Origin of the sequence: aff. Roholtiella sp. LEGE 12411 (assembly GCF_015206995.1) — a bacterium.
Lineage (GTDB): Bacteria > Cyanobacteriota > Cyanobacteriia > Cyanobacteriales > Nostocaceae > Komarekiella.
Window position 1 is genome coordinate 1 of the sequence record NZ_JADEXR010000019.1, and the last position, 26,246, is coordinate 26,246.

Below are 26,246 nucleotides of genomic sequence, written 5' to 3' on the forward strand. Positions count from 1 at the left end.
TTTAGCGATCGCTTGAATGTGTTCTTGAAGAGCTTGTTTTTGTTCTGGGGTCATCGCTAAGTAAATACACTCGTCTTACTTATCCTGACTGATTTTCGCTTTCTTTGCAAAAAACTGGGATGCTCCCGATTTATTGTCGGTCAGGATGAATGATAAACAGCAATGTATTCTCGAAAAAATGAAATTATCTTGGGATTTTATCCTTTACGTTCTACCTAAGTTTTTAACAAGAAATATTAACCTCGTCTTCGGAAATTCAAACACAACGATAAAAGTATCAAAGCCAACTTCTTTTTACCTCTCTCCACAGGTTAGCCCAGTAGTTAACTAATAAGAGCAAGAAAAAAGTCGGAGAATTGACTTATAATATTAAATATGATATCTTTCTATCTCGTTTAAGGAATATATAAACGTGAATATATCTCCATCATTAAAAAAACCGGATGTTGCCTGGCAAGCGGTTTTCTCATTGCTGATGTTTGTATTTATGTACTTGCCTATATTGGTACTAGCTTTTTATAGCTTTAACCAGTCACCCTATAGTGCAAATTGGCAAGGATTTACCCTAGAGTGGTATGGCAATTTGTTCAGTGACGATCGCATCTTATCAGCGTTGAAAAACAGTTTGATAGTTGCTGGTTGTGCAGTGGGAATTTCAGCCGTACTGGGAACCTCGATGGCTGTGGGATTGGCACGTTATCAATTTCCTTTTAAAAAATTGTATCGCGGTACTGCTTATCTACCGTTGATTATTCCCGATATTGCGATCGCAGTGGCGACTTTAGTTGTTCTAGCCGCATTTGCAATTCCCCTAAGTATATGGACAATAGTGGCAGCTCATGTGGTGTTTTGTCTTGCCTACATCGGACTTGTAGTTTCTTCACGACTTACCAACTTAGATCCCCACTTAGAAGAAGCAGCACTTGATTTAGGAGCGACACCAACCCAAGCCTTTATCAAAGTATTGCTACCTCAATTAATGCCCGGAATTATAGCCGGTTGTCTGTTAGCTTTTGTTCTCAGCTTAGATGACTTTCTGATCGCCAGTTTTACTGCTGGTAGCGGTTCTAACACCTTACCTATGGAAATTTTCAGTCGGATCAGAACAGGAGTTAAGCCTGATATTAATGCTCTTAGCGTCATGCTCATTTCAGTATCTGCGATCGCTGCTTTTGTAGCCGAATTGATTCGCGCTTCTGGAGAAAGTAAAAAAAACATTATTAATTCGTAATTTGTAATTATTACTCGTAACTGTTCGCGTAGCTTCAGTAGTATTGACTAGCTATTTAATTAGAAAGTAAAATTTTACTCTTGATATTAACCTTGCTCTACAAGGGTTCTAGGCTGCGATCGCCAAGCAGTATTAAATTTTACTTATGCTTCAGCGCTTGTAGAGTGGGTATTATAATGCTCAAGATCATGTTGAGGATGCCATCAAGAGAGTTAAGTAGATATTTAAAGAATATTTAATAACAGTCTATTAATAGAATAATTAGATTCGCAAGATAATTTCTTAAATACTAGGCATGAATAAATTAAAGTCAGTATTTGGCATATTAGCGCTAAATCGCTAACTACAAGCCATAAAGAGTCTATTGTTTAATTATACCCACTTACTGGAAAGCTAAATAACAGCTTACAAGCAGTTAACAACAGTTGAATAACTGATTCAAAATGTGGAAAAATTAGAAGACAGTTAAAAAGTTAATCAAGATAGCAGGTAAATAATTAGCAAAATGAAACCACCTAAGAACACACGAAGGCGGGGATTTGTGCTGACTCCTGTAGGGCTGAAGCGCTTACAAGCGGCAATATTAGCTATGGAGATAGCTGATAATAAGGGCGAGCATTTTACTTTAGAGAAATTGGCTGCTCTCATGAATGTTTCTACCAAAACACTGAGTCGACTGTGGTCATTGAATACAAGTGTAGATCAAAAAACACTGAGATTGTGCTATGACACTTTTAACTTAGAATTACGTAGAGAAGACTACGCCATCTTGAATGAATCGAACAAAACTGAAACATCTAAAGCTCTCTCACTGAGTTTAAACATAAGAAATCAAAATTTCGTTCCGTATTTACCCGTAAATTCAGTTATTAACGAACAACATGAGCAATTTGAACAGCTTTGGGCATACCCGGATGGCCCTATATCTCTAGATTCTCCCTTATATATTGAACGTCCCGCGATTGAGGAACCAGTCTATCGAGAGGTGATGCAACCAGGCTGCGTGATTCGGATTCGAGCTCCAAGGGGAATGGGTAAAAGTTCTCTTGTGTTGCGGCTATTAGCCTTTGCAGAAACGCAAGGATATCGCACGGTGAACCTGAATTGCAACCAGATTGATGCAGACTATGTGACTGACTTAAATAAGCTATTACGTTGTATTTGCTGGCGAGTTGCAACACAACTAGGCATTGATCCCAACCTGAATGAGCAATGGGATGAAGAAATTGGCTGTAAGTTGAGTTGCAGTCTTTACTTCCAGAACTGTTTGCTCAAGCAGAGTCAAAGTCCAGTGGTTCTAGTTTTAAACGAAGTTGACTGCCTTTTTGAACATCCTCATATTGCTCAGGAGTTCTTTGCTTTGTTGCGCTCGTGGTATGAGGAAGCACGACAAGATTCCAATTGGCAAAAGCTAAGACTAGTGGTGGTTTACTCCACAGAAGTGTATGTCTCATTAGATATCAACCGCTCCCCGTTTAATATAGGACTACCAATCCGTCTTCCAGAATTTACTCAACAACAGGTAGAAGACTTAGCAAGACGGCACGGATTAAACTGGTATTCTGGGAACGAGGCGACTAAACTGATGTCCCTTGTGGGGGGTCATCCAGCACTGATTCAAATTGCTTTATATCATCTGTGCTGTCAGGGAATGTCTTTAGAACACCTGGTAAAGGAGGCGATGACCAATGGCGGTATCTACCGTTATCATTTATGGCGACACTGGGCAATCCTGCAAGACAAACCACATCTTGCAAAGATATATACTGATATTGTGACGGCAAAGCAAAGTATCTATCTTAATCCTATTGAGGCTTATAAGCTCGACAGTTTAGGTTTGATCAGTTTTGAGGGCGATCGCATTAAACCGCGTTGCGAACTTTATCGCGCTTACTTTGAAAAACAGCTGTCTACAATTTTTAGTAGTAGGGGTTGGAAAGCAGTCTAATTACCTAAATAATCTTCTTGGAAGAGTTCTTATCAGATTATTTTTGCTGTCAAAGAAAATAAGCAATATAAACATATTACAAATTGAAATTATCTCAACCTGTAATATGTTTGTATAGACTATCTATTTGTATACACTGTGGAAAATGGTGCTCGCTCTATTTGCAATTGTGATTTTTAAAAGTATTGTTAGTGAGTTAATTAAATATCAACAACGTATAAAATTTTATCGGATATATCGCTGCTCATGACTACCTTTCTAGGTAGTAATATCCATTATAAATCAGGAAGCAAATCAGCTATTTTTAATATGTATTTACTCTCAGCTAAATATCTTCCGTATTGACAGAATCAAAGGTTTCGCATATTATTATATATGTCACATTAATTCATGTATTTATATCTACTCATACTTAGAAATGTCCCAGTACCGATAAACAAATAAATAAAATTACTTCATCTTTAAATCCTCGTATTGAGGAGAGTTTTAAGCACATGGATAAATATCCGTGTTCGCTTCTCTACATAACTGTTTTCAATTAGATAATATTGGGGCTAACTTTGGACAAGATGCTATTTTCCCCTCGTTATGCAAATCTGCCAAAATCCCAATTGCTCAAATCCATTCAACTCTGACAGCAATAGATTTTGCGTGAGTTGCGGCCAAAGTTACTTTGGCAAACTTCTCAGAAACCGCTACCGTGTCTTGAGACTGTTAGGTGAAGGTGGATTTAGTAGAACTTATGCAGCCGAAGATGCAGATAGACTAAATGCTCCTTGCGTGATCAAGCAATTTTTTCCTCAAGTTCAGGGAACAGGACAACGTACCAAAGCAGCGGAATTCTTTAAAGAAGAAGCTTTTCGGTTGTATGAACTAGGAGAAAATCATACCCAAATACCAAGATTACTTGCTTACTTTGAACAAGGTTCTAGCTTGTATCTCGTGCAAGAATTTATTCAAGGGAAAACTCTTTTAAGAGAAGTTCAGCAACAAACTTATGGCGAGGCGCAAATTCGGGAACTTTTAGCTGATTTATTGCCAATTCTCGACTTTATTCACTCTCATAATGTTATCCATCGGGATATTAAACCAGAAAATATTATCCGCCGTGAAAGCGATGGTAAACCTGTATTAATTGACTTCGGTGGTGCCAAGCAAGTAACACAAACTAGTTTAGCAAGACCATCTACGGTAATTTACACCATCGGTTATGCTCCAACAGAACAAATGGCTGGATTTGCTTGTCACGCCAGTGATTTGTATGCTTTGGGTGTAACTTGCGTGCGCCTTTTAACTCAATGTTTGCCCTTCCAGGATGCTTACGGACAAATTAATGACCCTATTTATGACCCTATGAACGTTAAATGGCTGTGGCGTGAACGTCTACAGGAAAAAGGAATTACTATTAGCGACGACTTAGGAAAAATTTTAGATAAATTGTTAAAACACTTGCCAAGTGAAAGGTATCAAACAGCAGTAGCAGTTTTAGATGATTTAAAGTCTACAACATCTACTTTTACACCAACTGCGTTAAAAATTGTAGCAATTTCTCAAGCCACATTATTGCAGCTACCAGAAAAAGCAATTATACCATTACCACCCTTACAAACTTTTGAATTTGATGTAGTGACAGTAGACACAGCTGGTAGAGAAGTTAGCCGCGATCGCCTAAATACAAACTTTTTTACCGAAGAGTTAAGTAAGATCGTCACATTAGAAATGTTATCGATTCCAGGTGGTACATACATGATGGGTTCACCAGAGTATGAAGGAGATGCTGACGAACGTCCCCAACATCAAGTTAGGGTTGAACCATTTTTTATGGGCAAATTTCCTGTAACTCAAGCACAGTGGAGAGCCATAGCAGCTTTACCTAAAGTTAAACAAACTTTAAATCCAAATCCATCTAAATTTAAAGGTTTAGATAGACCGGTAGAAAACGTATCATGGCATGAAGCTGTAGAATTCTGTGTCAGGCTGTCAGAAAAAACTGGACGCAGCTATCGTTTACCCAGTGAAGCTGAATGGGAATACGCTTGTCGTGCGGGAACTACGACATCCTTCCACTTTGGCGAAAAGATTACCTCTGAGTTGGTTAGCTGTAGCAGCGATGCTTACACTGGTGAGTCAAAAAGCAAATTTCGTAAAGAAACGACAAATGTAGGCAGTTTTGAGGTAGCTAACGCCTTTGGATTATACGATATGCACGGGCTAGTTTGGGAATGGTGCGCTGATTCGTGGCACAACAATTACAACGATGCACCTGTAGATGGAACAGCTTGGGAAGTTGGTGGCGATGCTCATCGTCGCGTATTACGCGGTGGTTCTTGGAGTTTCAGCTCGGAACTTTGTCGCAGCGCTAGCCGTAGCTGGAACGAGTCAGACGGTGGGTTGAGAATTTGTGGTTTTAGGGTAGTACTTTCCGCCGGAGAGACTATTTAGCAATTTAATTCAGATTTACCCGGCAAACAATTTAACTTTAGTATTTCTTTCCAATCAACCACAGATTTAGCTAACATTTAAAATGTACCATGTTCCGCGATTACTTTGGTGTTCAATACGATATTTTTGCTCAAGAAATTCCAGCATTTTTGGAGATTTTTCCTTAATCATAGACTTATAAGTATTATGAATAAATATATAAGCAGGCTTTGATGAATCTAACTCTTTTAGAAGTTCTGTCCATTGCTGAGGTACAAACAATTCAACTGACCAACCATTTAGTGATGTTGCTTGATTTCGACCTGATAAGTAGTAAAGAGACGGATCACCAATAATAAAAATATCACCAGATAAATTGCCTGGTTTAGAGAGAAAGTCAACCTCTGAATGAAGAGATGGATACTCTTTTCTAAATACGGACTGATATTTAAATCTTGTCTGTTCGGTTAAAGCAAAATTATTCTGAACCAGAGCAACACTCTTAAACTGTAATTGTAAAAATAAAGGTAAGAAAAATAAAAATAGCAGCAAAGTTGCAATTATTGGGGAAATCAAATCTTTTAAAGGTTGCCATAATATATCTAATCCTTTAGTTGCTAAAATCCCTACAGGTACAAATAATAGTAAATAATGATAATCCCATAATGAATGACGTTGTAGACAAATAACACCCATCCCAGAAATACACCAAATAACAAGTAGCCAAGTTAATAAATTATTCGATTTACGTAATGATACATACACTGCAACAATAGCCATAAAAATTAAAGGGAAAAAACCCTGTAAAAACCATCTTGTTGCCCGAAGGAACTTGATTATACTAAATTTGGAATTAGCCACAATCTGTACTGGATATACAAAAAATGTTTCATATACAATTGATAAACTATTTGACCAAGCAAAGTAGCTGATAACAACTAGAATAGGAAATATAACTCCTAAAAAAATTGGCAAGCAAATTTTCACAAAAGCTTTCTGAAAACTCTGGCGTTTTATAAATATAAAATTTACCAATAAAGTTCCCCAAAAAGAAAGCAATATCAACAGAAACATTAATTTAAATAACAGGATAATTCCACCAATCAAGCCTGAACTTAAAAGTTGGAAAAACCTTTGCTTTCCTTCACATTTAAAAGATTGATAGGTCAGCCAAAGACAAAGGAATAAAGGGAAACCAATCAGAGCTTCTACTTGAGTAAGTTGACTAGGGTTTGAAACAACGTAGTAAACACCAACCGTTAATAAAGGTACTAAACTTGCAATTACCTGATGCTGAAAATAGCTTTTTAGAGTCAGTAGTAATATTACAGAAAAAAGCATCATGTAAATAAATTCAAACAGATGAATGCCAATCTCATTAAAACCAAATAAACTTCCCGCTAAAAAATAAAAGTAGTAAATACCCGGTTGCTTCAAATCCCAAAAATCACGATAGAGCACCTTGCCTTGTTGCATCTCCAAAGCACCGAGTGTAAAAAGTGATTGATCTCCTCCCAATGGAAAAGGTAGATGTATAAGACCAATCATGACAATAACAATCAAAACTAAAAAGTCAAACTTACTCAGTTTAGGAATGCTAATCATGGAATTTTTGCTTAAAATTGAAGTGCAATCAAATCAAATAACGTTTGATTACGTAGTACTATCAGAATACATTTAGATTAACACTAGTCCCAACATCAGGGAATATGCTTAGAACTCTATTTATTGGTGGATAACCTAAAATAAAGGCTGCCTGAGTAAGGCAGCCTTTATTTTTCTATGTGGTATCAAGAAACTTGCAAAAAGGTCGAGGTTAAACCAGTCTTAAATCTGGATATTCTGCCAACACATCATCAGATGTGAGGGTATCACCTTCAGCTTGCGGAGTCCAAAGAACTTCAATTGCTAGAAGTTTTTCGCTAGGAATGCTACCAATTTGCCGCAAAGCTTGACGCAGATCATCAGCGCTGTTAATTGTTGGGATTTGATACTTACCTAATGTCGCCGCTAATAATGTGACGATAATGTATTCCCCAGGGCCTTCAGTAATTAGACGGGTTGGATTGTCGAGTTCGCCAGCAGCAGGTAAAGCATCTTTGGCCTTAGCTGCTTTTAGCTGGTTGTTGACATTAGAAAGAGTTTCTTCGCTAAATTTGCTGCGTTCTCCCAGTGATAGGCGGTTGAACTGAGCTTCAGCGGAATTTAAACTGGCTTGTTGGGTTCCACCACCTGCATATACACAGTATTCAGGATGGCGCAATAAAGCTAGACTGGCTTCTTGCAGAATTTCTGCTCTCCCCTCTGGGGAGTTGGTATCAGCAGTTTCGGCAATATGGTTGAGTTCTGTTTGCAAGCCACGAGCTTGAGCTAACAAACCCACTTGTAAACGAGTTACAGAAACAGGGGAGTTGCTGCTATAGCCGACTTCTTCTGTTTCACCATTAGACACGCGGCGGAAAGATTGGACTAAGAAGTTAGCGATCGCAAAGAAAATTAGAATGCTAAACAGACCGCCAAACCCTCCTCCAATACCCCAGAAGGGAATTAGAAAAGGAAAGCCAAAACCACCACCAAAACCACCACCGGGGTAAGGAGCGTAGCCCCCGCCAGGAGGCGCGTAGGTGCGTGGTGTGTAGGTGCGGCTAGAAGGCGCTCTAAAGGAACCACCGCCAATGCGACCACCACTACGGGCAGCTAATGCTCCATCGGCGTGACTCAGGGCCAAAGCTAACACCAGGCTCAGTACAAAGAAAGTTTTTAACAGCGGTTTGATGGTTTGTTGTAGTTTTTTACGCATAATACAGTCGTTTGGAAAACGGTATTGGTTATGATTTCTCCTCACGCTAGTAGGAGTGTTGTGGTGTGTAGGTGACGCCAGCCCGTAACAAGCAAGGGGTTTGTGATTGGCAATGGCTCTTTGTTAGGCTACATATTTAATTTACCGTGTCTTATCTTGGGTAGACAGCGATCGCAGGAGGGATTTCTTGAGTAGATAACCGTACCTCAAAATATTTCCATAGGCCTTTAAGCTCAATTAACTATTTTTACTAGCGTAAACGACAAACCTATTAAATCAAACTTGAGAGACTCATAGACTTTTTTAATTTTTTATTTTAAAATACGATAAACCGATAAAATTAGCGTACTATTATGATTGACATTGAAAAAAGTAGTCAAGAGTTGTTGTCGCAGACTACAGAGAATTTGCCCAAAACACTATTGCAGAAGATTAGAGGTGGATTTTTCTTAGTTATCGGATATTTGTTGTCACCATTATGCTGGTGGAATGACTTGATATTTAACTTACCAATTGCTTATTTATTTGGTTATATTTGTAGTCTTTTTACTCCTAAATTACTTATGCCTTGTGTCCTCATCGGTTACTGGTTATCTAATATTATTGGTATTCTTTTAATGCAAGCAGGTGCAATTGATGTTTTCCAAAAACAACCCCAAGAACGCAACTTAAAAAAAGAACTATTTACGGGTTTAGTTTCTTCAACTGCATATACCTTTTTAATTATGGTATTAATCAAATTTAAAATTATCGATACTCCTAACTTTTTCTCTGGGAGTTAATAAAAAAAGCAGTTCTTAATTATAAATTGATGAGTTTTAAGTAAAATAACTTTAATTTTAAAATATAGGAATCATATTTGATTTGGGGAAAAAATTCAGTACATCTTTATTACTTCTTCTCCATGCCCCATAGTTCCTGGAATGAATCAATTTAAACACTGAGAGCGATCGCATCTCTGTGTTTTCTCTGTTAGAAAATTCTGAGCATCGGCTTTTGGCACACCCAGCGGCATATTTAAGTTGCCAAGGCTCAGTTTGAGATGTGCAACACCGCTTTGCCTGGAAAGTGCCTGTCAAGTAGTTTTTGCGCTACATCAGCTATTTCTGTCCAAGAAGCTTCAATATCAATAATGGGACGCAATTGGTCTGCTGCTACTAAACTCAAAAGCCTTTTTAGTCCAACTGCTGCCGATTCTCGTCTCAACTCGTGGAACAAAATTAGACCATACAAACTTGCACCACCAGTGCCATAGAAGCTTTGAGCATTGAATGTTACCTCTGTTCCCCCTGAAGTACCAAACAGAACTACCGTCCCATCTTCTGCCAACAAACCGAGGGCTGTTCCGAGGGTATTTCCACCAACTGACTCGACAATTAGGTGATAGTAACCGTATTCGCTAGCTGATGAAATATCCTCACCAGTAACTACAAAATGAGCGCCAGCATCTTTGACGAATGTCTCGTATTCTGGACGCCGAATGTGTGCTACTATCTGTGCGCCACTGAGCCTTGCTAATTGAATGGCAAAGTGACCTACACCACCAGATGCACCTGTGATTAATACTGAGCGACCTAAAAGTGAACCACCTTTGAGCAGGGCATGATAGGCAGTTAAACCAGCTACGGGTAATGTGGCAGCTTGAGCAAAGGAGACTGATGAGGGCAATTCTGCTAGTGAGTGTGTTGGTACTGACACTAATTCTCCCCATGCACCAGAACGGAGTAAACCGACGACTCGCGTCCCGGCGGCAGGCCCAGAACCATCAGCAGCAGGGGTTTCTACAACACCTGCCAAATCCCAACCTGGTCGCCAACCTGCTTCAGCTGTGGTAGAACGTCTGACTTCTCCTCGGTTGAGGGAAATTGCGGCTACCCGAATCACCGCTTCATTCACAGCAGGGGTGGGTGCATCTACATCACGCAGTGCTAAACGCCCTGATACATTGGGGTCAACAACAACAGCACGTATTTTACTCATCTTGAAAATCTCTCAATCAATTTATAAGTTCTAGTTTGATGCAATTTCTTGAGAAAGAGTAGTAACGACGTCTCTCAGTTTGCGATCGCATAGACGATTAGCGATGTGTTTTTAAATCAAGCCCAGTTAATGACTACAAAAATCTTGAATTTGGTTTCACTAGACAAGTCGCGCTCTAAAGAACCGTCAATTAACTTTTTCAGTGACAATAATACTATAGAATTCCTATTTGATTTTTGAAAAAAATTCAGTACACCTTCATTACTTCTTCCCCATTGCCCATTGCCCCTTCGCCCCTAATCCCCAAAGGGGGCCCCGAGTTCCCCATTCCCTGTCTCTACGAGTGATTAAGCAATCAAACCGTATTACTGCTACCTAGTGATACAGAGGTACTGCACTCAAATATTTAGTTGGCTTTTAACAAAGTAGACTGTTGAAGCTTAAACCTCAACAGTCTACTCTTGATTATTTGTTTGCCACACCATCACCAAACGAAGATTCTACAAAGTTGGTTTTTGGGTGGTGAAACACTAAAGGCAATCAGCAAAATAGGGATTCAAGTAAAATTGTCAGTCTGCTGTTAATAAAGGAACCCAATACTAGTAAGTTATTTGGTGTTGGTATCAGTTGGTTATACCTGAACTGCGGTAATTCAGCTAGGTATTATAGTGTATCTTCGCTAACCAAACTTGACCTGCGGAAATAGGAAGCAGAATTTAGCCCGATCGTTTTGCAATATTCAGCACACTTGCGGCAAATAGCGGCACAGAACATCACCGTTACATCGCTACCCATCTTTTCACAAGCCATTGCGGTGCGATCGCACATCTCGGCACACAAACTACAGGTGTTACCCATAAACTCAGAACCATCATTAATCATATTGACGCACATCATGCACATTTCGGCGCAGTCGCGCATCATAGACATCATAGTCATGTCTGAATGTTTACCACCCTGACTCTTGCAGTATTTCAGGGTATCAATGCAAGTAGTTTGGCATTCGATGCAGGTTTGTTTACAAGCTTGCATTTCGGCGAGTATAGATTCGGTCATCATCATAGAAGTAATTTCCATATTTTGCAATTCAGTGTAATAGCGCACTCAATAGCAAGGTAAAACTTTGTTTTGGGAAAATCAATAGGTTCTATGATTCCTGCAATTTTAAGGTCACTAAACCCATCTACTTAATGTGAATTAAGCTGCTTTTAGGTATTTTGCTCAAGCTCTAATTAGCTAAAATCCTTGTCAGTCAAGACTTAATAATATTCTGCTGATGATAGAGAATTACTTATTGCGAGTAAATCTTTTATGGGGATCAAGAATTTAGCTGTCGGTTTCACTCCTTCACATCTCTTAAGAAGAAATTTATCTCCAATTATATAATTCCTCAAACTTTTATCTGATGAACTTTCTAGACATTTTTATTACTGATAAGTCTATTGATGAAAAAAATGCTATGAGTACATTTTCTTATTGTTATGCAATATCAAAATTTCATGACTTTATTAAGTTATATCTCATTATGTATAGCAGGAGGCAGGGAGAAGTTTATCGAACTCACGTTAAGAACGGGGTATGGGGCATTGGGCATTGGGTATGGGGCATTGGGTATGGGGCATGGGGCATTGGGGATTGGGCATTGGGCATTGGGAACCCACTTAGAGGATGGTTAAAAAGTTCGTTGAGTAGTCAGTGTAAAGACAGCTTTAATTAGCTTGATAGCAAACACATTATAGAGGATGACTATTACTTGATTCGCGGATGGGTATCTTGTCCATCCCAGCAGACTAAAGTAGATTTAGGAGTTGTTTTCGTCTGGTAAGCATTTTTGACAGCAACCCAGTTACTGGCAATAGGCATTCGCCAACCTGTACCAAAAGCGCGATCAGTGATTTTCAATCCGGGTGGTGCTTGTCGCCGTTTAAATTCAGCGCGTGCAACCATCTGAATTACTCTATCTACAATTAGTGGATCATGTCCGGCTGCAACAATTTGTGCTGCTGATTGGTGGTTGTGAATCAGGCGTTGCAAGATATCATCCAAAATTTCGTAGGATGGTAAAGAATCTTGATCCACTTGACCCGGTTTGAGTTCAGCGCTGGGTGCTTTAGTCAGAATATTCTGCGGAATCATCTCACTATTGCGATTTAACCAATGGCAAAGTGAATAAACACGGGTTTTGGGAACGTCAGCAATTACTGCCAAACCGCCATTCATATCGCCGTAGAGGGTACAGTAACCGACTGCCATTTCTGACTTGTTACCAGTAGATAGCAGGAGATAACCGAACTTATTAGCGATCGCCATTAATAAATTACCCCGAATTCGGGATTGTATATTCTCCTCTGCTAGTCCAAACTCAGTATTTGCAAACAAATTGGCTAAGGTTTGATCAAAGCCTTGCATTAAATTGCCAATGGGTAAAATATTAGTCTTTATCCCCAAATTTTCACTTAAAGCTAAAGCATCACTAATCGAATGCTCAGAACTATAAGGGGAAGGCATAAGAACACCCAGAACATTTTCTTTACCAAGTGCAGTAGTTGCGATCGCTGCTACTAATGCGGAGTCAATCCCTCCACTTAAACCCAGCACTACTTTAGAAAAGCGACACTTGCGGGCGTAATCTCGCACTCCTAAAACCAAAGCTTGCCAGATTTCGTCATCTTCTGATTCATACGCAGCAGTTACAGAATCTAACTGTAAATCTCGCTGCGCCTCATCAAATTCAACTATTACCAGATCTGTTTCAAATCCACGGGCGCGACAGATAATTTCTCCTTGACGATTCAAGGCAAAACTACGACCATCGAAAATTAGATCATCATTTCCCCCAACCTGATTAGCATAAATTATGGGTTGTTGAAAACGTAACGAACTATGCCTAAGTAATGTTTCTCGAAACTGCTGCTTGCTCACACTATAAGGCGACGCAGACAAATTTACAATTAAATCCACACCCAAAATTGTTAAGTCAGCAATTGGATTGACAGCATAACTACGTTTGCCCCAAAATTCTTCATCATTCCACAAGTCTTCGCAAATAGTTACGCCAATATGGATATTATCTAGAGTGAAATAATTAGCTTGCAACCCTGGTTCAAAATAGCGGTTTTCGTCGAAGACATCATAAGTAGGTAAAAGCCGTTTATAAAAGAATTGTTTGACTTGACCATTCTCTAACAAAGCTATGCTATTAAATAAAGTTTTACCACCAGTAACGTGGGCTTTTGCATGTTGTTCAACAGTTCCCACCAACACAGCTAATTTAGGCGGTAAATCCCTAGCTAATTGTTGTAAGGTGATACCCATCGCCTCCACAAAACTAGGATTTAGTAATAAATCCCTTGGGGGATAGCCACACAAAGAAAGTTCTGGTGTCAACAATAAACGCACACCCTTTGCAGCTGCTTGTTGTGCCATTTCCCCAATTATTTGGGCATTTCCAGGTAAATCACCAATTATTGGATTAATTTGAGCGATCGCAATTTTCATTTTGTTTGTCATTAGTCATTAGTCATTAGTCATTAGTCATTAGTCAAGATAGTTACTCTGTATTTTGGACTTTTGACTCTGCGAAGCGGTTATTAAATAAACACTAAAGGTTTATCTTTTAAGGGAGCAAAAGCCTCGGCATCAAACTTATATAAACTAGCCGGACGACCAGCACCCCGTGATACTTTTATTTTGGTATCACACAAAAAACCCAACTTGAGTAAACGCGCCCGAAAATTAGAATAATCGGAAAAGTTGTCCCCTAAAACTGTGGCGTATAACTGATATAAATCATTTAAGGTGAACATTTCTGGTAAAACTTCAAAAGCTACTGGACTATACTCCAACTTATTTCGCAAACGCCTATGCCCATACGCCAGAATTTCATTATGATCAAAAGCTAATTGCGGCACTTGTTTCACCGGATACCAAGCTATACCAGCAACGTGATCGGCAATTAATTCTGCTTCCTCAAACCGTACAAGGGCAAAGTAACTAACTGATAGATAACGCACACCATAACAATCGGTTGCTTCCCTGGGATCGCGATTGGGCCCCCCAAAGGTATATAGTTGCTCTAAATATAGATTTTTTACTCGAATTTTCTCCGCCATGATCCGATAGGCGGCATCCTCTAAAGACTCTCCTGGACGCACCAAAGTACCGGGAAGACTCCAATGATTTAAAAATGGTTCTTGCTGTCGCATTACTAATAGAACTAACAGCCGATTTTGTACAGTATCTACAGAAAAAATTACATTATCAACCCCAACCTTGAAATCGGCCAAAGGTTGTTGGTTTAACAGAGTTGAAATCTTTTTTTGGTTGCGTCCTGGCACTTGTACAAATGTTCTTGATGAATATAGGCAATTACAGGGGGTGTGAGGGCTTCAGGATCTCCATGTTCGCGATACGCTGTTGAGGAAATATCTAAACCGATCAGACTAGCGATCGCAATTTTTCCTCCCAGCTTTTCCACTGTTTCCAAACTAGACTCATCTATCGCATATCCCGGTCGCGGCACAATTAGTAGTTGCACTTGCTGTAACAAATCTTCAACGCGATACCAACGCGGTAACTGACTTAGTAAATCTGAACCAACTACCAACGTTAACCCAGCGTCCTCTCCCCAATTCACTTTCGCTTTCTCTACCGTTTCCAGTGTTCTAAAGCTACTCAATTTTTGTTCTAAAGCAATATTGTGCCGTGGTGTATCGATATCCGCAATCAACAATTGCAACATTGCTGCGCGATGTTCTAAAGGCGTTTGATGCGACTTAAATGGATTATCTGCTGCCCAAACTGCTACCCAATCATAACGCTCAGACAACCATCTTAGAATGGACTGATGTCCAGCAGTTGGTGGATCGGCACTAGTACCAAATAAAGCAATTCTCATACTAATTCGTAATTCGTAATTAAGACACAATAAAAAAAGCCTGGATAGAGGATGATTGGAGTACTTTCACCTTTTACTGATTTAGTATCATTATTTACCTCTATATTCTCAGCACCTTTGCGGTTCGTTTCTCGGTTTCCTCAATCAACACCCGTAAACCTTCTGAAATTTCCACTTGCACGGCCACAGGATGAGCTAAATGCCGTGTTTCCGGTGGCAAACTGGCAACTGAGGCGGCAGTACGTTGGCGAATTGCTGCCAAAGTCTCTAGTGATTGCACCGATTGACCTTCCTGCATTACCAACTGCAACAAAGGTTGTTCTTCAAGGGGACTTTCACCCAATAGTCCCAACCTGTCTGCTTTGACCCTACCTCCTACAAACGAGCGAAAAATCTGCTTACGCCCTGGATAAGTTACTTTGCCACTAGACTGTTTCATAACTGGAATGCCATCTATTTCTACGAGTTTATAGACTCCATTCACAGGTGAACCTGTAACTAGTCGCGTCCCCAGTCCATAACCATCAATCTGTGCCCCCTCTGCTTTGAGCCTGGCAATTTCCCACTCATCCAAGTCGCCACTAGCAAAAATTGGCACATTAGGAAGGAGCGATCGCACCTGTTTTGACAAGCTAACTAAATCTCCTGAGTCCAACCTCACTCCCGTTAATTTCATTTCTCCGGAATTTACTTTTTCAGCTAAGCGCTGAGCAGCAGCAATTGTATCGTAGGTATCTATCAACAAGGGCGCACCCGGAAAATACTGATGAAAGGTACTAAAAGCCTGATCTTCGGATCCCTCGATTGCTGACAGCGCCATCACTAAAGCGTGTGCCATCGTACCACTTGGCTTCTGTCCCAGCTGTAGCGCTGCTAACACATTGGAAGTGGAATCTAAACCACCGGCCAAAGCCGCTCGCGCCGCCCACAACGAAGCTTGGGGACTAAACGCCCGTCTTGTGCCAAATTCTAAAAGTGTTGCTTGCTCTCCTGCCACATCACGCAACCTTGCTGCTCTTGTGGCAATCAAGGTTTGGTAGTTAATAGTATTTAGTAGATAAGTTTCTACCAGTTGCGCTTGCCAAAGTGGTGCTTCCACTCGCAATATTGGCTGATTTGCAAACACTGCCGTCCCTTCCGGTACTGCCCAAACATCCCCGGTAAACCGTCCCTCAGCTAGCAGTGACCAAAAGCGATCGCCTCCGGCGCACTGTAAGTGTTCGCTAGCATGAGCAAAAATTCCCGTCGCCTGCAAAGCCGCGATTTGAGAGGGACTAAAGCGAAATTTTGCCAAATATTCCAAGGCTTGTGCTAGCCCCATTGCAATTAAATAACCAAAACCCTCTGGCAAGCGCCTGACAGTTAACTCAAAGCTTGCCTGTCTTTGTTCTATACCTTTACCTGTGTAACAAGCAGCCATCGTCAACTGGTAAAGGTCAGTCAGCAGGCTGTAGTCATCCGCACAGAGGTTCAGTTCCTGGTTCTGATGGCTTTGCTGTTGCTGATTATTGGTATGTACATAGTCCAAATCTGGGAAAGTTGTCATGCAAGAGCTTCCTTACAAGAATGCTTCTTCTGTTATGGTAGATTTTACCATAAATAATGTCAACTACTGGAGAATTTAGCTGAGATATTGCTGTAAAACTGTGTAATTACGAGCGAGTTAATACTAAGTTATCGATTATTTAATATTTTTTAATAGTTATTTACGGCAATAAGTTGCGTGATTTTGCTTGTCATACATCACCTATATGCCAAATTATTTGATTACCAGATATTGACTGTAGACATGGCGCATCATGTATAATCAAAGAGAAAAGTTTGACTTTTTGACAAGTTAAAGTATTACAAAGTTATCTGAACAAACATTGCAGAGATTCTCAATTTGTTGAGAATTAGAGCTAGCTAAGAATATTAGAACTAAAGTATAGACATCAGAAGAAATTGGCTCAACAAAGGAGTCTAATATTATGGCTTTTTCCAAAATGCTTGCTAGCATAATCCAGTATATTTCTGAAGCCTTTATGCGGATTTTCGGCCCTACTGATGATGCTTATCCTGTGATTGGTGTACAACCTTTTACAGGTGATCCTTACAAAGAAGGTAAAGCTGATGCTTGGTAGATGCTGATGTAATAACAGCAATAAATGATATTTTAATAAGTGAGTAAGATGAAGGCGTAAGGAGAACTTTACGCCTTTTTGTTTACAACTTTTGACATTACATTAGACAATCTTGATGTCTAAATAAAGGTATAGCTTAAGGGTTAGCAGATTTGTCAAACATAGCTTTTTGTTGTAACCAATCTTGACCCACTTGGATACTGATATCCGAGCTAATATTGCCAGTACTTTCCACTCGCACCTCCCCAAATCCTAAAGTGTTACGAATTGAGTCGGCGCTGTTGCCATCTCCTTGTTGGGCGACAATGTGAGTTACCTCTAAAGGTTCGCCCCAAGGCTTAGACACATAGACGTTACGATATCCAGCTTTTTCCAAAGCTCTAATTAATGGTCGGAGATTAGAGCGATCGCCACCTGTACTATCTTGAATTGCTACTCGTAAAGAAGCTGGATCGGCTATCTGCTGTCCTTGTTCTGATTCCAAACCAAAGTGCTGAGCCATAAGTTTGGCAATACCATCTTTGTTTGGCAACCAATAGCTAGCATCATACTCGCCCTTCTCGCTAAAGCTACCTGGCATCAATAACATCTGCATATTGGAGCGATTTGTTCTTACCCCAAAACCTACTAGCGCCACTAACTCCTCAACCGTCATGTTGGTGTCGATATGTTCTTTGACTACCTCCAGAACTTTAGGCAATTGCGCCACAGTAGCTGGGTTGAGAGTCTGATCCATCAAAGCACGCATCACCATTTGTTGGCGCTGAATCCGACCAATATCTCCCAATTCGTCATGGCGAAAGCGCAGTAATTGCAATACTTGATTGCCGTTGAGATGCTGTTTTCCTGCCTTCAAATTGATATACAGATGCTGAGAATCATCTTGGTACTTCATATCTTTGGGGACGAACACTGTTACCCCACCTAAAGCATCGATCAGCTTCCCAACTCCTAGAACATTAATTCGGACATAACGATCAATTCCCACTCCACCCAACAGATTACTGATAGTTTTAGCAGTCAAAGCTGGCCCACCTTCAACATTGGCGGCGTTAATTTTTTTGATACCATACCCTTCTATTTCTGTACGGGTATCTCTGGGAATAGAGAGCATGACCACTTTTTTAGTCTCTGGGTCAAATTTTAGCAACAGCATGACATCAGCAAGACCATCAAAGGAGTTTACCTGGGGTAGGTATCCGAGATTTTGGGTTTCGGTGGGAGGGCTTTGGACATCTGGCGGAAGTACGCTCATCCCCATAACCAAGAGATTGACTGGGCGAGTTAATTCCGAAAATCGTAGCCCACCTCCAGAGATGCGATCGCTATCAAATACCGCCTCCTCTTGTGGACTTAACTGAGCTTGTTGTAAAGGGGTACTAGTCAAAGACACTGCCAATAGCGCCCCTGCTGTTGCTGACACCATTGCAATCCCGCTCATCCCAACCCAAAACCACAGCCAACGTCCGGATCTAGAGTTCTGGGAATTTTTTTTGTTGGTCTTTGAGGCTCTTCCCGACTGGTTTTCTTCCGCCGAACTTCTTTGAATGGTCACAGACTTCCTCACACTTACTGTTCAAATTCGGTAAATTTGCATACTAAAAATATGCAGATAAATCAACCCATAATAGCTAACTTTTAATTATTGGTGCTAAGTTTTTCTCTGTTGTTTCAACCAAAACACTTATACCAGCATTTATTCTTCTTTTGGGCAAATCTAGAAATGTTTTATTGAAGTATGGCAATAATAAACTGGATTTGACCAGCCATCTGGGAAAATCATGCATAATCTACGAGAAGATAAGTAAAAATACTCTTAATTATTCTAATAAATTAAGACAAGTACTTGCTTACCTTATGCTCAGCAAAACTGCTAAACCCCGGTAAGCGCTTAGACTTACCTTGTAACAGGCGAATAATCAACCAGACACTCACTAAAAAATAACCAGAGGTGAGAAAGCTATTAAGGATGAATAGACGCAGTGTGAATAAATCTGAAGTTGCTGCTCCGGTTGCTAACAATAGATATCCCAAGAGCCAAGCCGATGCCAAAGTAATAGACAGACGACTAATGGCAAGTTGTTCCCGACTTCCTTGACGGCGATAGAGAGTCCACAGGGACGGGAAAAAGCCAATAACTGGAATCAAATACAAAATTAACTGTGCTTTAGAGGTGGCTGCGTCTTCACTGATGATTGGGTATTGGGGAGCCACTGCGTTTGTGTCGCCCTGCGTCGGAAAGCAAGTGGCGTGATTGGGTACTGGGGAGCCACTACGTTCCTGTCGCCCTGGATCACAAAGCAAGTGGCGTGATTGGGAAAATTCCTTCCCAGTACCAAGTTCCCAGTCCCCAGTCCCTGTTCCTGTTGGTTCAATATTTTCCATTTGGTTTAGTGTAACTCCTAAACTAGAAGGATGAAAGACACTCATGTAGTTAGAGATAATAAGCTTTAAAGAAGGATTCAATTTAGTTCTATCCCGCAATCAGCTCAAAATGCAGACACGCAAGCTTCTCGACTGGTGGCAAACACTCACACCAATAGCGCGAATCGGGGCGATCGCTTTGTTCGCTCCGTTGCTAGTTCTCAACAGTTGGGCAATTTCGGCAATTTTTAATTACTTCCATTCGCTGATAGTCATTTTAGTCGGAGCCTCAGTACTAGCATTTTTGCTCAACTACCCCGTAAGCTGGATGGAGCATCACGGTGCTAGGCGAGAGCAAGTTGCCATCTTAGTCTTTCTGTTGGCTTTATCGATTTTATTGGCTTTGGGTGTTACCCTCTTTCCGTTAGCCCTAACTCAAGCTGAGCAACTGGTGGCGCGCTTACCGGAGTTGATTGACTCTGGACGCTCTCAGTTAATGTTATTAAACGAGAAAGCTGAGATTTTTGGTTTACCGATTAACCTTGATGCCTTGGTAGTGCAAATTAATGATCGCGTCAAGGGACAATTGCAAGCGATCGCTGGACAAGTATTAAATTTAGCTGTAGTTACAGTCACTAGCCTGCTGGATTTTCTCTTGACAATGGTTTTGACTTTCTATCTTTTACAGCATGGAGATGAACTCTGGGAGAGTTTAGTAGAATGGCTACCTACTAAATTCCGAGATCCTTTCTCTCGAACAGTGCGCCTGAGCTTTCAAAATTTCTTCATCACTCAGCTGATTTTATCTACCTGTATGGCATCAGCCCTGATTCCGACATTTTTGTGGTTGAAAGTGCCATTTGGTCTGCTGTTTGGCTTAACTATTGGCATCATGGCTCTTGTTCCCTTTGGTGGTTCTGTGGGTATCGCCTTGACTACTTTGTTGGTGGCACTGCAAGATTTTTCAATGGGAGTGAGGGTGTTGGTGGCAGCAGTAATTGTACAGCAAATTCTCGAAAACTTAATTGCTCCCCGTATTTTAGGTAGTTTTACTGGTTTGAACCCTGTTTGGATACTGATTTCGGTCTTGACAGGAGCAAGAATTGGTGGACTTTTGGGTGTAATTGTAGCAGTACCCACAGCTGTTGTGATTAAGACTGCTTTAAGCGCTCTACGTCCTGAACCGTTAGCCAGCGAGATGGACAACAACCCCACTGGGGAGATAGCTGCACCCGTTCCAGCAGTGGAATCCTCAAAAGGTGATGCCAAAAATTCTCTGAGCGTTTCTGAAGCTACGTTACCTTAAGATGCAATTTAAAATGAAGGAATTTTGACTTTATGACTGCGGCTCGACAATTGAACCCATAAACAAAATGTTCCCTGTTTGATTATCCCTAATGGCACAGAAGAAGGGACGGTCAACGATCATTTTAAATGGTTCTGGTTGCTGTCTCAAAGATACTGCCTCTATTGCCGCTGATGTGGCCGCGGTAGCTTCGGTGCCTTCTTCATTTACCTCAACAAAAGTTTTATGCTTAACCTGGCTGAGAGCAAAATTTTTGCCCATGCCAGAAAAGTTGGCTTTACTACTGAAAGCTTCCTCCATACCTAAAGCTTTCAGCGCATCGTTGAGTGTAACATTGTAGTCCGTTTTAAAACGAGGCAAGCGAATAAACCCTTGCTGTTTGCTGAACTGAGTCATCCATTTTTCCCAGTTCTCAACATTCAAGGTTCGATAGAAAGTTGTGAGGTCAGAGTTTTGTTTAGGCAGAAAGATATAAAAGCTGACCTTACCAACTTTACCATAAGGTAAACTAACTGCCTGAAATTGTTGGTTTTCATAGTATCTATAGTCACCCGTCTGAGACATCATTGGGTGTTTCTTTTGCTTTTCTGATGTCAAGTGAAAGGGGTATTGAGTAGTTTGACTTTTATCAAATTCTCTGCTCCAGTTTCCTTTGAAATAGATGGCATTAATCAGAAATAGTACTTGGTCTGGCTCAATTGTTTCTACAATCTTGCTGATTTTTCCGCGTGTATTTTCATTGATCCAGTTATTGATAGTACTAGTTGCAGTGGCGTCTTTAAAGTTTAAATTGCTTACTTTTGCTTGATAAAAATGCTGAATTACTTGGAGAAAATCTGGCTGGAAACTAGCATCTTTATTTGCCCAAAGCGAGTTAGCAATAGTCAGTTGCACTTTCATATCCGGGTTTTCTAGAAGCTTTTTTGATGCTGCGTAATAAGAGTTGATTTCTTGCAAATTCATCCCCTGTAATTCCAGAGTTTTTGCCATTGCTTGTTGAGTCGAGCCGCTAGCACCATTGTAGGTCATAGCCAGAGCGATCGCTACACTCGTAGGTGAGATAAAAACATTCTTTTCAGAACTATCGTTTTTCTGAACTTCTGAAAACAGTTTGAAGCCAAACTTATTGTTAGCATCAACAATTTTGGTATCAGAATTGAGTATTTTTTTTGGTAATGGGGATTCGGGCTGAGGTGAACCAGATTGAGCAAGCGCACTCGTACTATTATTGACTTGAGAGCATCCTAATACACCGAATAAGACAACACTTGCGGCTGCTAAAACGTAACGTCTTCCCAGACTCACACCGTAACGTCTTTGTAAAAAATTGTCTTTCATACCACTAAATTTTTGCCGATTCATTCTACCACCTTGCTTGCCAAAGATTTTGGAGCTGCTACTCAACATTGACGCTAATTATGCATCAATTGTTAACTATTGCATTCGCCGTGATAGAAAGACTGGACTGTTACAGTTTCTGTAACGGTAGTTTTAGTTACATTTGGCGTCAAAGCTGAGCTTTTCGATGATTCAGCTTTCCGTAATTCTGGCAGATAATTATACTAATTCGTAATTAAGATATAGGGTTCTTATTTGATCTTTGAAATATAAATAGGGTGGGCATTGCACCACACCCTAATTTCGGTGACAGGATATTAATGCTGCTTAATTAACAGGTACGCTCCACCAGGCTAAAGCATAAGGCTGAGTTGCTTCGTTAAGCTTTTGGCGAAAATGGACGCGAATTTTGTAATTGCCAGTTGCAGGAACAGGACAAAAAATATGTTCTACACTATCGATTGGACTGATGGACGAGCAAACAGCACCAGCATCGGTATTTTTGGCATCAGCTTTTACTAAGTAAAGGTCGAGGTTATTCAAACCGCGATCGCGAAAATTCTCTCCCACATCAAACTGTTGGTTGTTATTGCGATCGTTTAGCTCCACCAAACGATCCCAACTTAGGCTAATCGCAATAAAACTCCCCTGCTTTAAAGGTTTTGCTAACACATAATCAGCAGACGCTCCAACATCAACTGTGCGATAATTCCAACCAATGGGAGGTACTGTAGCTGATGGTTGCCATTGACCAGCGCTAAGTTGCTGATAAGCGCGAAATGCATTCAAATGACCCGCTCCCATTTGGGCATCCAAAGGAATTTTGGGGTCTTTGTAAGCATCAGAAGCTACCCAGTCTTGATTTTGCTTGTCAATTAATGTTCGGCTCATTCCCAGTCGTAAGCCATCGCCGCTATCTTGGATCTTGTCTGCTGAATTGAGCAATACAGCTTTCATCACTTGATGACGCCGAGCATCGATGCTCCAATTGGGTTGTTTTGTCCGCATCTGTCTATCACTAAGTTCCTGCAATAAGGCAACAGTAGCTGTAACTTGAGGTGCAGCAAAACTTGTACCCGTGACCTTGTTCAATTTGCCATCTGGATTGAGCAAAGCAATGTTATTACCTGGCGCAACTAAACTGACAGCACGCCGCCCATCAAGATTAAACTCTTTTCCCGCTAGGCGACCGCTCACTCCTTGGTTAGTACCCGCCAGATTGGAAACGTCTACTTTATTAAAAATCCCTCCCCTGCGGGATGAAAAAGCCACGTTCATTCCATTAAAATTATCTGTAGGAATAGGAATACCCCCTTTGCCCTGATTGCCAGCGATCGCATACAAGACATCATGAACGCGACCAGACCAGTCAACACATAGCGTTAGTAAAGCTTTGCCATCTAAAACAGCCTCCGGTCGTGGATCACGATTTAAGGGTTCACCAAAACTGAAGTTAATGGCGCGGACATCACCGCTATTTTGTAGAGCTATATGCTGCGCCGATAAGCACTCTTCTGGCTGACCCATGTTTTTAGTAGAACCCACCGCAGATGAATACAGTCGTGCTCCTGGTGCAACCCCTGGCAAAGCTTTGTCTTGGCTCACCATGACACCAGCGACATTGTAAGCATGGGGGTCAACACCGCTATTGGACTTAGCTGGCCCATTGCGTGAGAACACCGCAGCTAGGGATATAGCACGATTTTTAGATACTGCTTTATCCCACCCAAACATTCCCGGACGCCCAATTTCTACCTGACCAATCGCAATCTTGCGACCGATTAAATTGTAAGGAGGTTGGTGTAACTTCAGAGCATCAATACCATTGGTTCCCAGAGAATTTTCTAAAGCTGAAGCCAGTACAGGCACACTCAGACAAGAAGCACTCAATCCCCAAATCATCCAAGTTAGTTTTTTAGTCATAGTCAAAAGTCAAAGGTCAAAAGCCAACAGTCAACAGTCAACAATCAAGATTCAGTATTTATTCCCTTTATCCTCCTTGTCCTCCACTCCCCCACTCCTCTTTTCCCACTTTTATAATCTTTGCGAAATAGGCGGGATCAAAGCTATGAGCACTTGCTCAATCTTTTGTTACAATGCTTACAGACGAGGACGCTTGAAAACCCACCAGCCATGACCCAAAACCTATCTAAAAAGCCCATTGTGATTGCTCCATCTATCCTATCAGCCGATTTTAGTCGTCTGGGGGACGAAGTTCGCGCCATAGACGCAGCTGGAGCAGATTGGATTCATGTTGATGTAATGGACGGTCGTTTTGTACCTAATATTACGATAGGCCCTCTGGTTGTGGAGGCGATTCGTCCAGTTACAACCAAGCCACTGGATGTCCACTTGATGATTGTGGAGCCAGAAAAGTATGTTGAAGGCTTTGCTAAGGCTGGTGCTGATATTATCTCCGTACATTGCGAGCATAATGCTTCGCCGCACCTGCACCGCACCCTAGGGCAAATCAAAGAGCTTGGTAAGAAGGCAGGAGTTGTACTTAACCCTGGTAGCCCTCTAGAGCTAATTGAATACGTTTTGGAACTGTGCGATTTAGTGCTGATTATGAGCGTCAACCCCGGCTTTGGCGGTCAAAGCTTTATTCCGACTGTGTTACCCAAAATCCGCAAGCTCCGTCAGATGTGCGATGAACGCGGTCTTGACCCCTGGATTGAAGTGGATGGCGGATTAAAGGCAAATAATACCTGGCAAGTTTTGGAAGCAGGAGCCAATGCTGTTGTTGCTGGTTCAGCCGTATTTAATGCTAAGGATTATGGTGAAGCAATTACAGCCATTCGCAACAGCAAGCGTCCTACCCCAGAATTAGCAAAAGTTTAGTCCCGTTTTTGGATTAAACAAACACCATAAATAAAAGTAGGGCGGGCAAATAAATTGCCCGCCCTACTTTTTTACCGTTGTCTAACTTTACTATGCAATACTTGTCGGTTCAGGAGAAAAAGGGAAAAAGAAAAGGGTAAATAAAAAATCTTTAAGCCCTTTAAGCCTTACCATTTAAGCTTTTCCCCAAACTAAATTACGAGTTGAAAATGCTTAAGCGAGTGGTATTAACTTTCTATGTTACCTACTTGTTCTCGCCCATCTGGTTCCCTTCCAAATACTAAAAAATAAAGCTCCAGAAACCAAAGCTCCAAGGTTCCATTTAACAGAACTCTTGAGTAAGTTCAGCTTTTGAGTAGACTGGGTGGTTTGTGCTTGATTTTTGATTTGCGTCTTAGCTTTAGAGACTTCTGATAAAATTTGACTTTTTATTTCATCAGGGTTTTTGCCATCTGCGGAGCGACCTTGGCTCCTTAAAAAATTATCTATCTGTTGAGGTGTAGCTGCACTCAGTCGCTTCTCTACCTGTTCAGCCTGAGATATTTGTTGCTTAGATAGATTGTTGATTTGAGCAGCACTTTGATTACTAAGACGGACTGTGTTGCCAATTCCCAAAGGAATTAGTAAGAAGAAAAATACCGCAACCAATAAAGTTAACCAAGATAAGAGCTTCACAATCACGAATTCCCATTTAGCTCGTGAATGTAGCTCTCCATAAAGCACGAACACCAAGCCAATTAAAGGTACAGGTACCCGCTCAACCAGTGCGCCAAAGGTTTGAAATTCCCAAGCAGGATTCATAAACTTTGGCGGAACAAACATCTCAACGATGTCAAAAAAGGCTAATACTAATAGACCGTAGCCTAGTATTCGCAAAAGGGTAATTGAGGCTATTTGGCTGAAAGCAAACTCTTGTAATTCTTGTACTAAAGGAATGAACTTTTCACTATTTGATTTAGTCATGTTTTTAGCAAAATAGAAAAAAGATTGAGATTGG

The 26,246-nt window shown here is 40.8% G+C and carries 21 protein-coding genes; 8 read left to right on the top strand and 13 right to left on the bottom strand.

Annotation, left to right across the window (positions count from 1 at the left end):
* Positions 1–412 precede the first annotated feature (412 nt).
* The 3 genes from IQ246_RS06520 (at position 413) to IQ246_RS06530 (ending at position 5,621) form a co-directional block, all read left to right on the top strand.
* Complete coding sequence (locus IQ246_RS06520; protein WP_194001243.1) at positions 413–1,231, top strand: ABC transporter permease; 819 nt, start codon at positions 413–415, stop codon at positions 1,229–1,231.
* Between the two features lie 505 nt (positions 1,232–1,736).
* Positions 1,737–3,179, top strand: a complete 1,443-nt coding sequence (locus IQ246_RS06525; protein WP_194001245.1) for an AAA-like domain-containing protein — start codon at positions 1,737–1,739, stop codon at positions 3,177–3,179.
* A 588-nt stretch (positions 3,180–3,767) separates the two neighbouring features.
* Positions 3,768–5,621, top strand: a complete 1,854-nt coding sequence (locus IQ246_RS06530; protein WP_194001247.1) for a bifunctional serine/threonine-protein kinase/formylglycine-generating enzyme family protein — start codon at positions 3,768–3,770, stop codon at positions 5,619–5,621.
* A gap of 66 nt (positions 5,622–5,687) precedes the next feature.
* Here IQ246_RS06530 and IQ246_RS06535 read toward each other — a convergent pair whose 3' ends face one another.
* Positions 5,688–7,205 carry a glycosyltransferase family 39 protein gene (locus tag IQ246_RS06535; protein WP_194001249.1) on the bottom strand — a complete coding sequence of 506 codons (1,518 nt, stop codon included), beginning with the start codon at positions 7,203–7,205 and terminating at the stop codon, positions 5,688–5,690.
* Between the two features lie 211 nt (positions 7,206–7,416).
* Positions 7,417–8,400, bottom strand: a complete 984-nt coding sequence (locus IQ246_RS06540) for a DUF1517 domain-containing protein (RefSeq protein ID WP_194001251.1) — start codon at positions 8,398–8,400, stop codon at positions 7,417–7,419.
* A 353-nt stretch (positions 8,401–8,753) separates the two neighbouring features.
* On the opposite strand from IQ246_RS06540, the gene IQ246_RS06545 reads away from it, so the two are divergent.
* Entirely contained in the window at positions 8,754–9,182 is a 429-nt protein-coding gene (locus IQ246_RS06545) for a hypothetical protein (RefSeq protein ID WP_194001253.1), read from the top strand.
* 250 nt (positions 9,183–9,432) lie between these two features.
* Here the strand turns inward: IQ246_RS06545 and IQ246_RS06550 are convergent, their stop codons facing one another.
* Positions 9,433–10,380, bottom strand: coding sequence for a zinc-binding dehydrogenase (locus tag IQ246_RS06550; protein WP_194001255.1), 948 nt, complete (start codon positions 10,378–10,380; stop codon positions 9,433–9,435).
* Positions 10,381–11,043: 663 nt separating this feature from the next.
* Positions 11,044–11,457 (bottom strand): four-helix bundle copper-binding protein, encoded by a 414-nt coding sequence (locus IQ246_RS06555; protein WP_244141947.1) that lies wholly within the window; start codon positions 11,455–11,457, stop codon positions 11,044–11,046.
* A gap of 422 nt (positions 11,458–11,879) precedes the next feature.
* Between IQ246_RS06555 and IQ246_RS06560 the strand changes: the two genes are divergently transcribed.
* Positions 11,880–12,056, top strand: a complete 177-nt coding sequence (locus IQ246_RS06560; protein WP_194001257.1) for a hypothetical protein — start codon at positions 11,880–11,882, stop codon at positions 12,054–12,056.
* Positions 12,057–12,129: 73 nt separating this feature from the next.
* Here IQ246_RS06560 and IQ246_RS06565 read toward each other — a convergent pair whose 3' ends face one another.
* The 4 genes from IQ246_RS06565 to IQ246_RS06580 form a co-directional block, all read right to left on the bottom strand.
* A complete protein-coding gene (locus IQ246_RS06565; RefSeq protein WP_194001350.1) occupies positions 12,130–13,878 on the bottom strand; it encodes an NAD+ synthase in 1,749 nt (582 codons plus the stop codon).
* Positions 13,879–13,970: 92 nt separating this feature from the next.
* Positions 13,971–14,717 carry an NUDIX domain-containing protein gene (locus tag IQ246_RS06570; protein WP_194001260.1) on the bottom strand — a complete coding sequence of 249 codons (747 nt, stop codon included), beginning with the start codon at positions 14,715–14,717 and terminating at the stop codon, positions 13,971–13,973.
* The gene (locus IQ246_RS06575) at positions 14,678–15,277 is read right to left on the bottom strand and encodes a nicotinate-nucleotide adenylyltransferase (RefSeq protein WP_194001262.1); all 600 of its coding nucleotides are present in this window, start codon (positions 15,275–15,277) and stop codon (positions 14,678–14,680) included. The genes IQ246_RS06570 and IQ246_RS06575 overlap by 40 nt, the downstream gene beginning before the upstream one ends.
* A gap of 100 nt (positions 15,278–15,377) precedes the next feature.
* A complete protein-coding gene (locus IQ246_RS06580; protein ID WP_194001264.1) occupies positions 15,378–16,823 on the bottom strand; it encodes a nicotinate phosphoribosyltransferase in 1,446 nt (481 codons plus the stop codon).
* Between the two features lie 424 nt (positions 16,824–17,247).
* Between IQ246_RS06580 and IQ246_RS06585 the strand changes: the two genes are divergently transcribed.
* Positions 17,248–17,400: a nicotinate phosphoribosyltransferase gene (locus tag IQ246_RS06585; protein WP_191758285.1), complete on the top strand. Its 153-nt coding sequence runs from the start codon at positions 17,248–17,250 to the stop codon at positions 17,398–17,400.
* A 136-nt stretch (positions 17,401–17,536) separates the two neighbouring features.
* Here the strand turns inward: IQ246_RS06585 and IQ246_RS06590 are convergent, their stop codons facing one another.
* Entirely contained in the window at positions 17,537–18,955 is a 1,419-nt protein-coding gene (locus IQ246_RS06590) for an LCP family protein (protein ID WP_194001266.1), read from the bottom strand.
* 278 nt (positions 18,956–19,233) lie between these two features.
* Positions 19,234–19,614: a hypothetical protein gene (locus IQ246_RS06595; protein WP_194001352.1), complete on the bottom strand. Its 381-nt coding sequence runs from the start codon at positions 19,612–19,614 to the stop codon at positions 19,234–19,236.
* 280 nt (positions 19,615–19,894) lie between these two features.
* On the opposite strand from IQ246_RS06595, the gene IQ246_RS06600 reads away from it, so the two are divergent.
* Positions 19,895–21,070 carry an AI-2E family transporter gene (locus tag IQ246_RS06600; RefSeq protein ID WP_194001268.1) on the top strand — a complete coding sequence of 392 codons (1,176 nt, stop codon included), beginning with the start codon at positions 19,895–19,897 and terminating at the stop codon, positions 21,068–21,070.
* Between the two features lie 30 nt (positions 21,071–21,100).
* Here IQ246_RS06600 and IQ246_RS06605 read toward each other — a convergent pair whose 3' ends face one another.
* Together IQ246_RS06605 and IQ246_RS06610 are read right to left on the bottom strand one after the other, a co-directional pair.
* Positions 21,101–22,432 carry a serpin family protein gene (locus tag IQ246_RS06605; RefSeq protein ID WP_194001270.1) on the bottom strand — a complete coding sequence of 444 codons (1,332 nt, stop codon included), beginning with the start codon at positions 22,430–22,432 and terminating at the stop codon, positions 21,101–21,103.
* A gap of 303 nt (positions 22,433–22,735) precedes the next feature.
* Positions 22,736–24,331, bottom strand: a complete 1,596-nt coding sequence (locus IQ246_RS06610) for a S8 family serine peptidase (RefSeq protein WP_194001272.1) — start codon at positions 24,329–24,331, stop codon at positions 22,736–22,738.
* 210 nt (positions 24,332–24,541) lie between these two features.
* On the opposite strand from IQ246_RS06610, the gene rpe reads away from it, so the two are divergent.
* Positions 24,542–25,249: a ribulose-phosphate 3-epimerase gene (gene rpe, locus IQ246_RS06615; protein ID WP_194001274.1), complete on the top strand. Its 708-nt coding sequence runs from the start codon at positions 24,542–24,544 to the stop codon at positions 25,247–25,249.
* Positions 25,250–25,489: 240 nt separating this feature from the next.
* Here rpe and IQ246_RS06620 read toward each other — a convergent pair whose 3' ends face one another.
* On the bottom strand, positions 25,490–26,212 hold the full coding sequence (locus IQ246_RS06620; protein ID WP_194001276.1) for an HpsJ family protein: 723 nt from the start codon (positions 26,210–26,212) through the stop codon (positions 25,490–25,492).
* Positions 26,213–26,246: the final 34 nt, after the last annotated feature.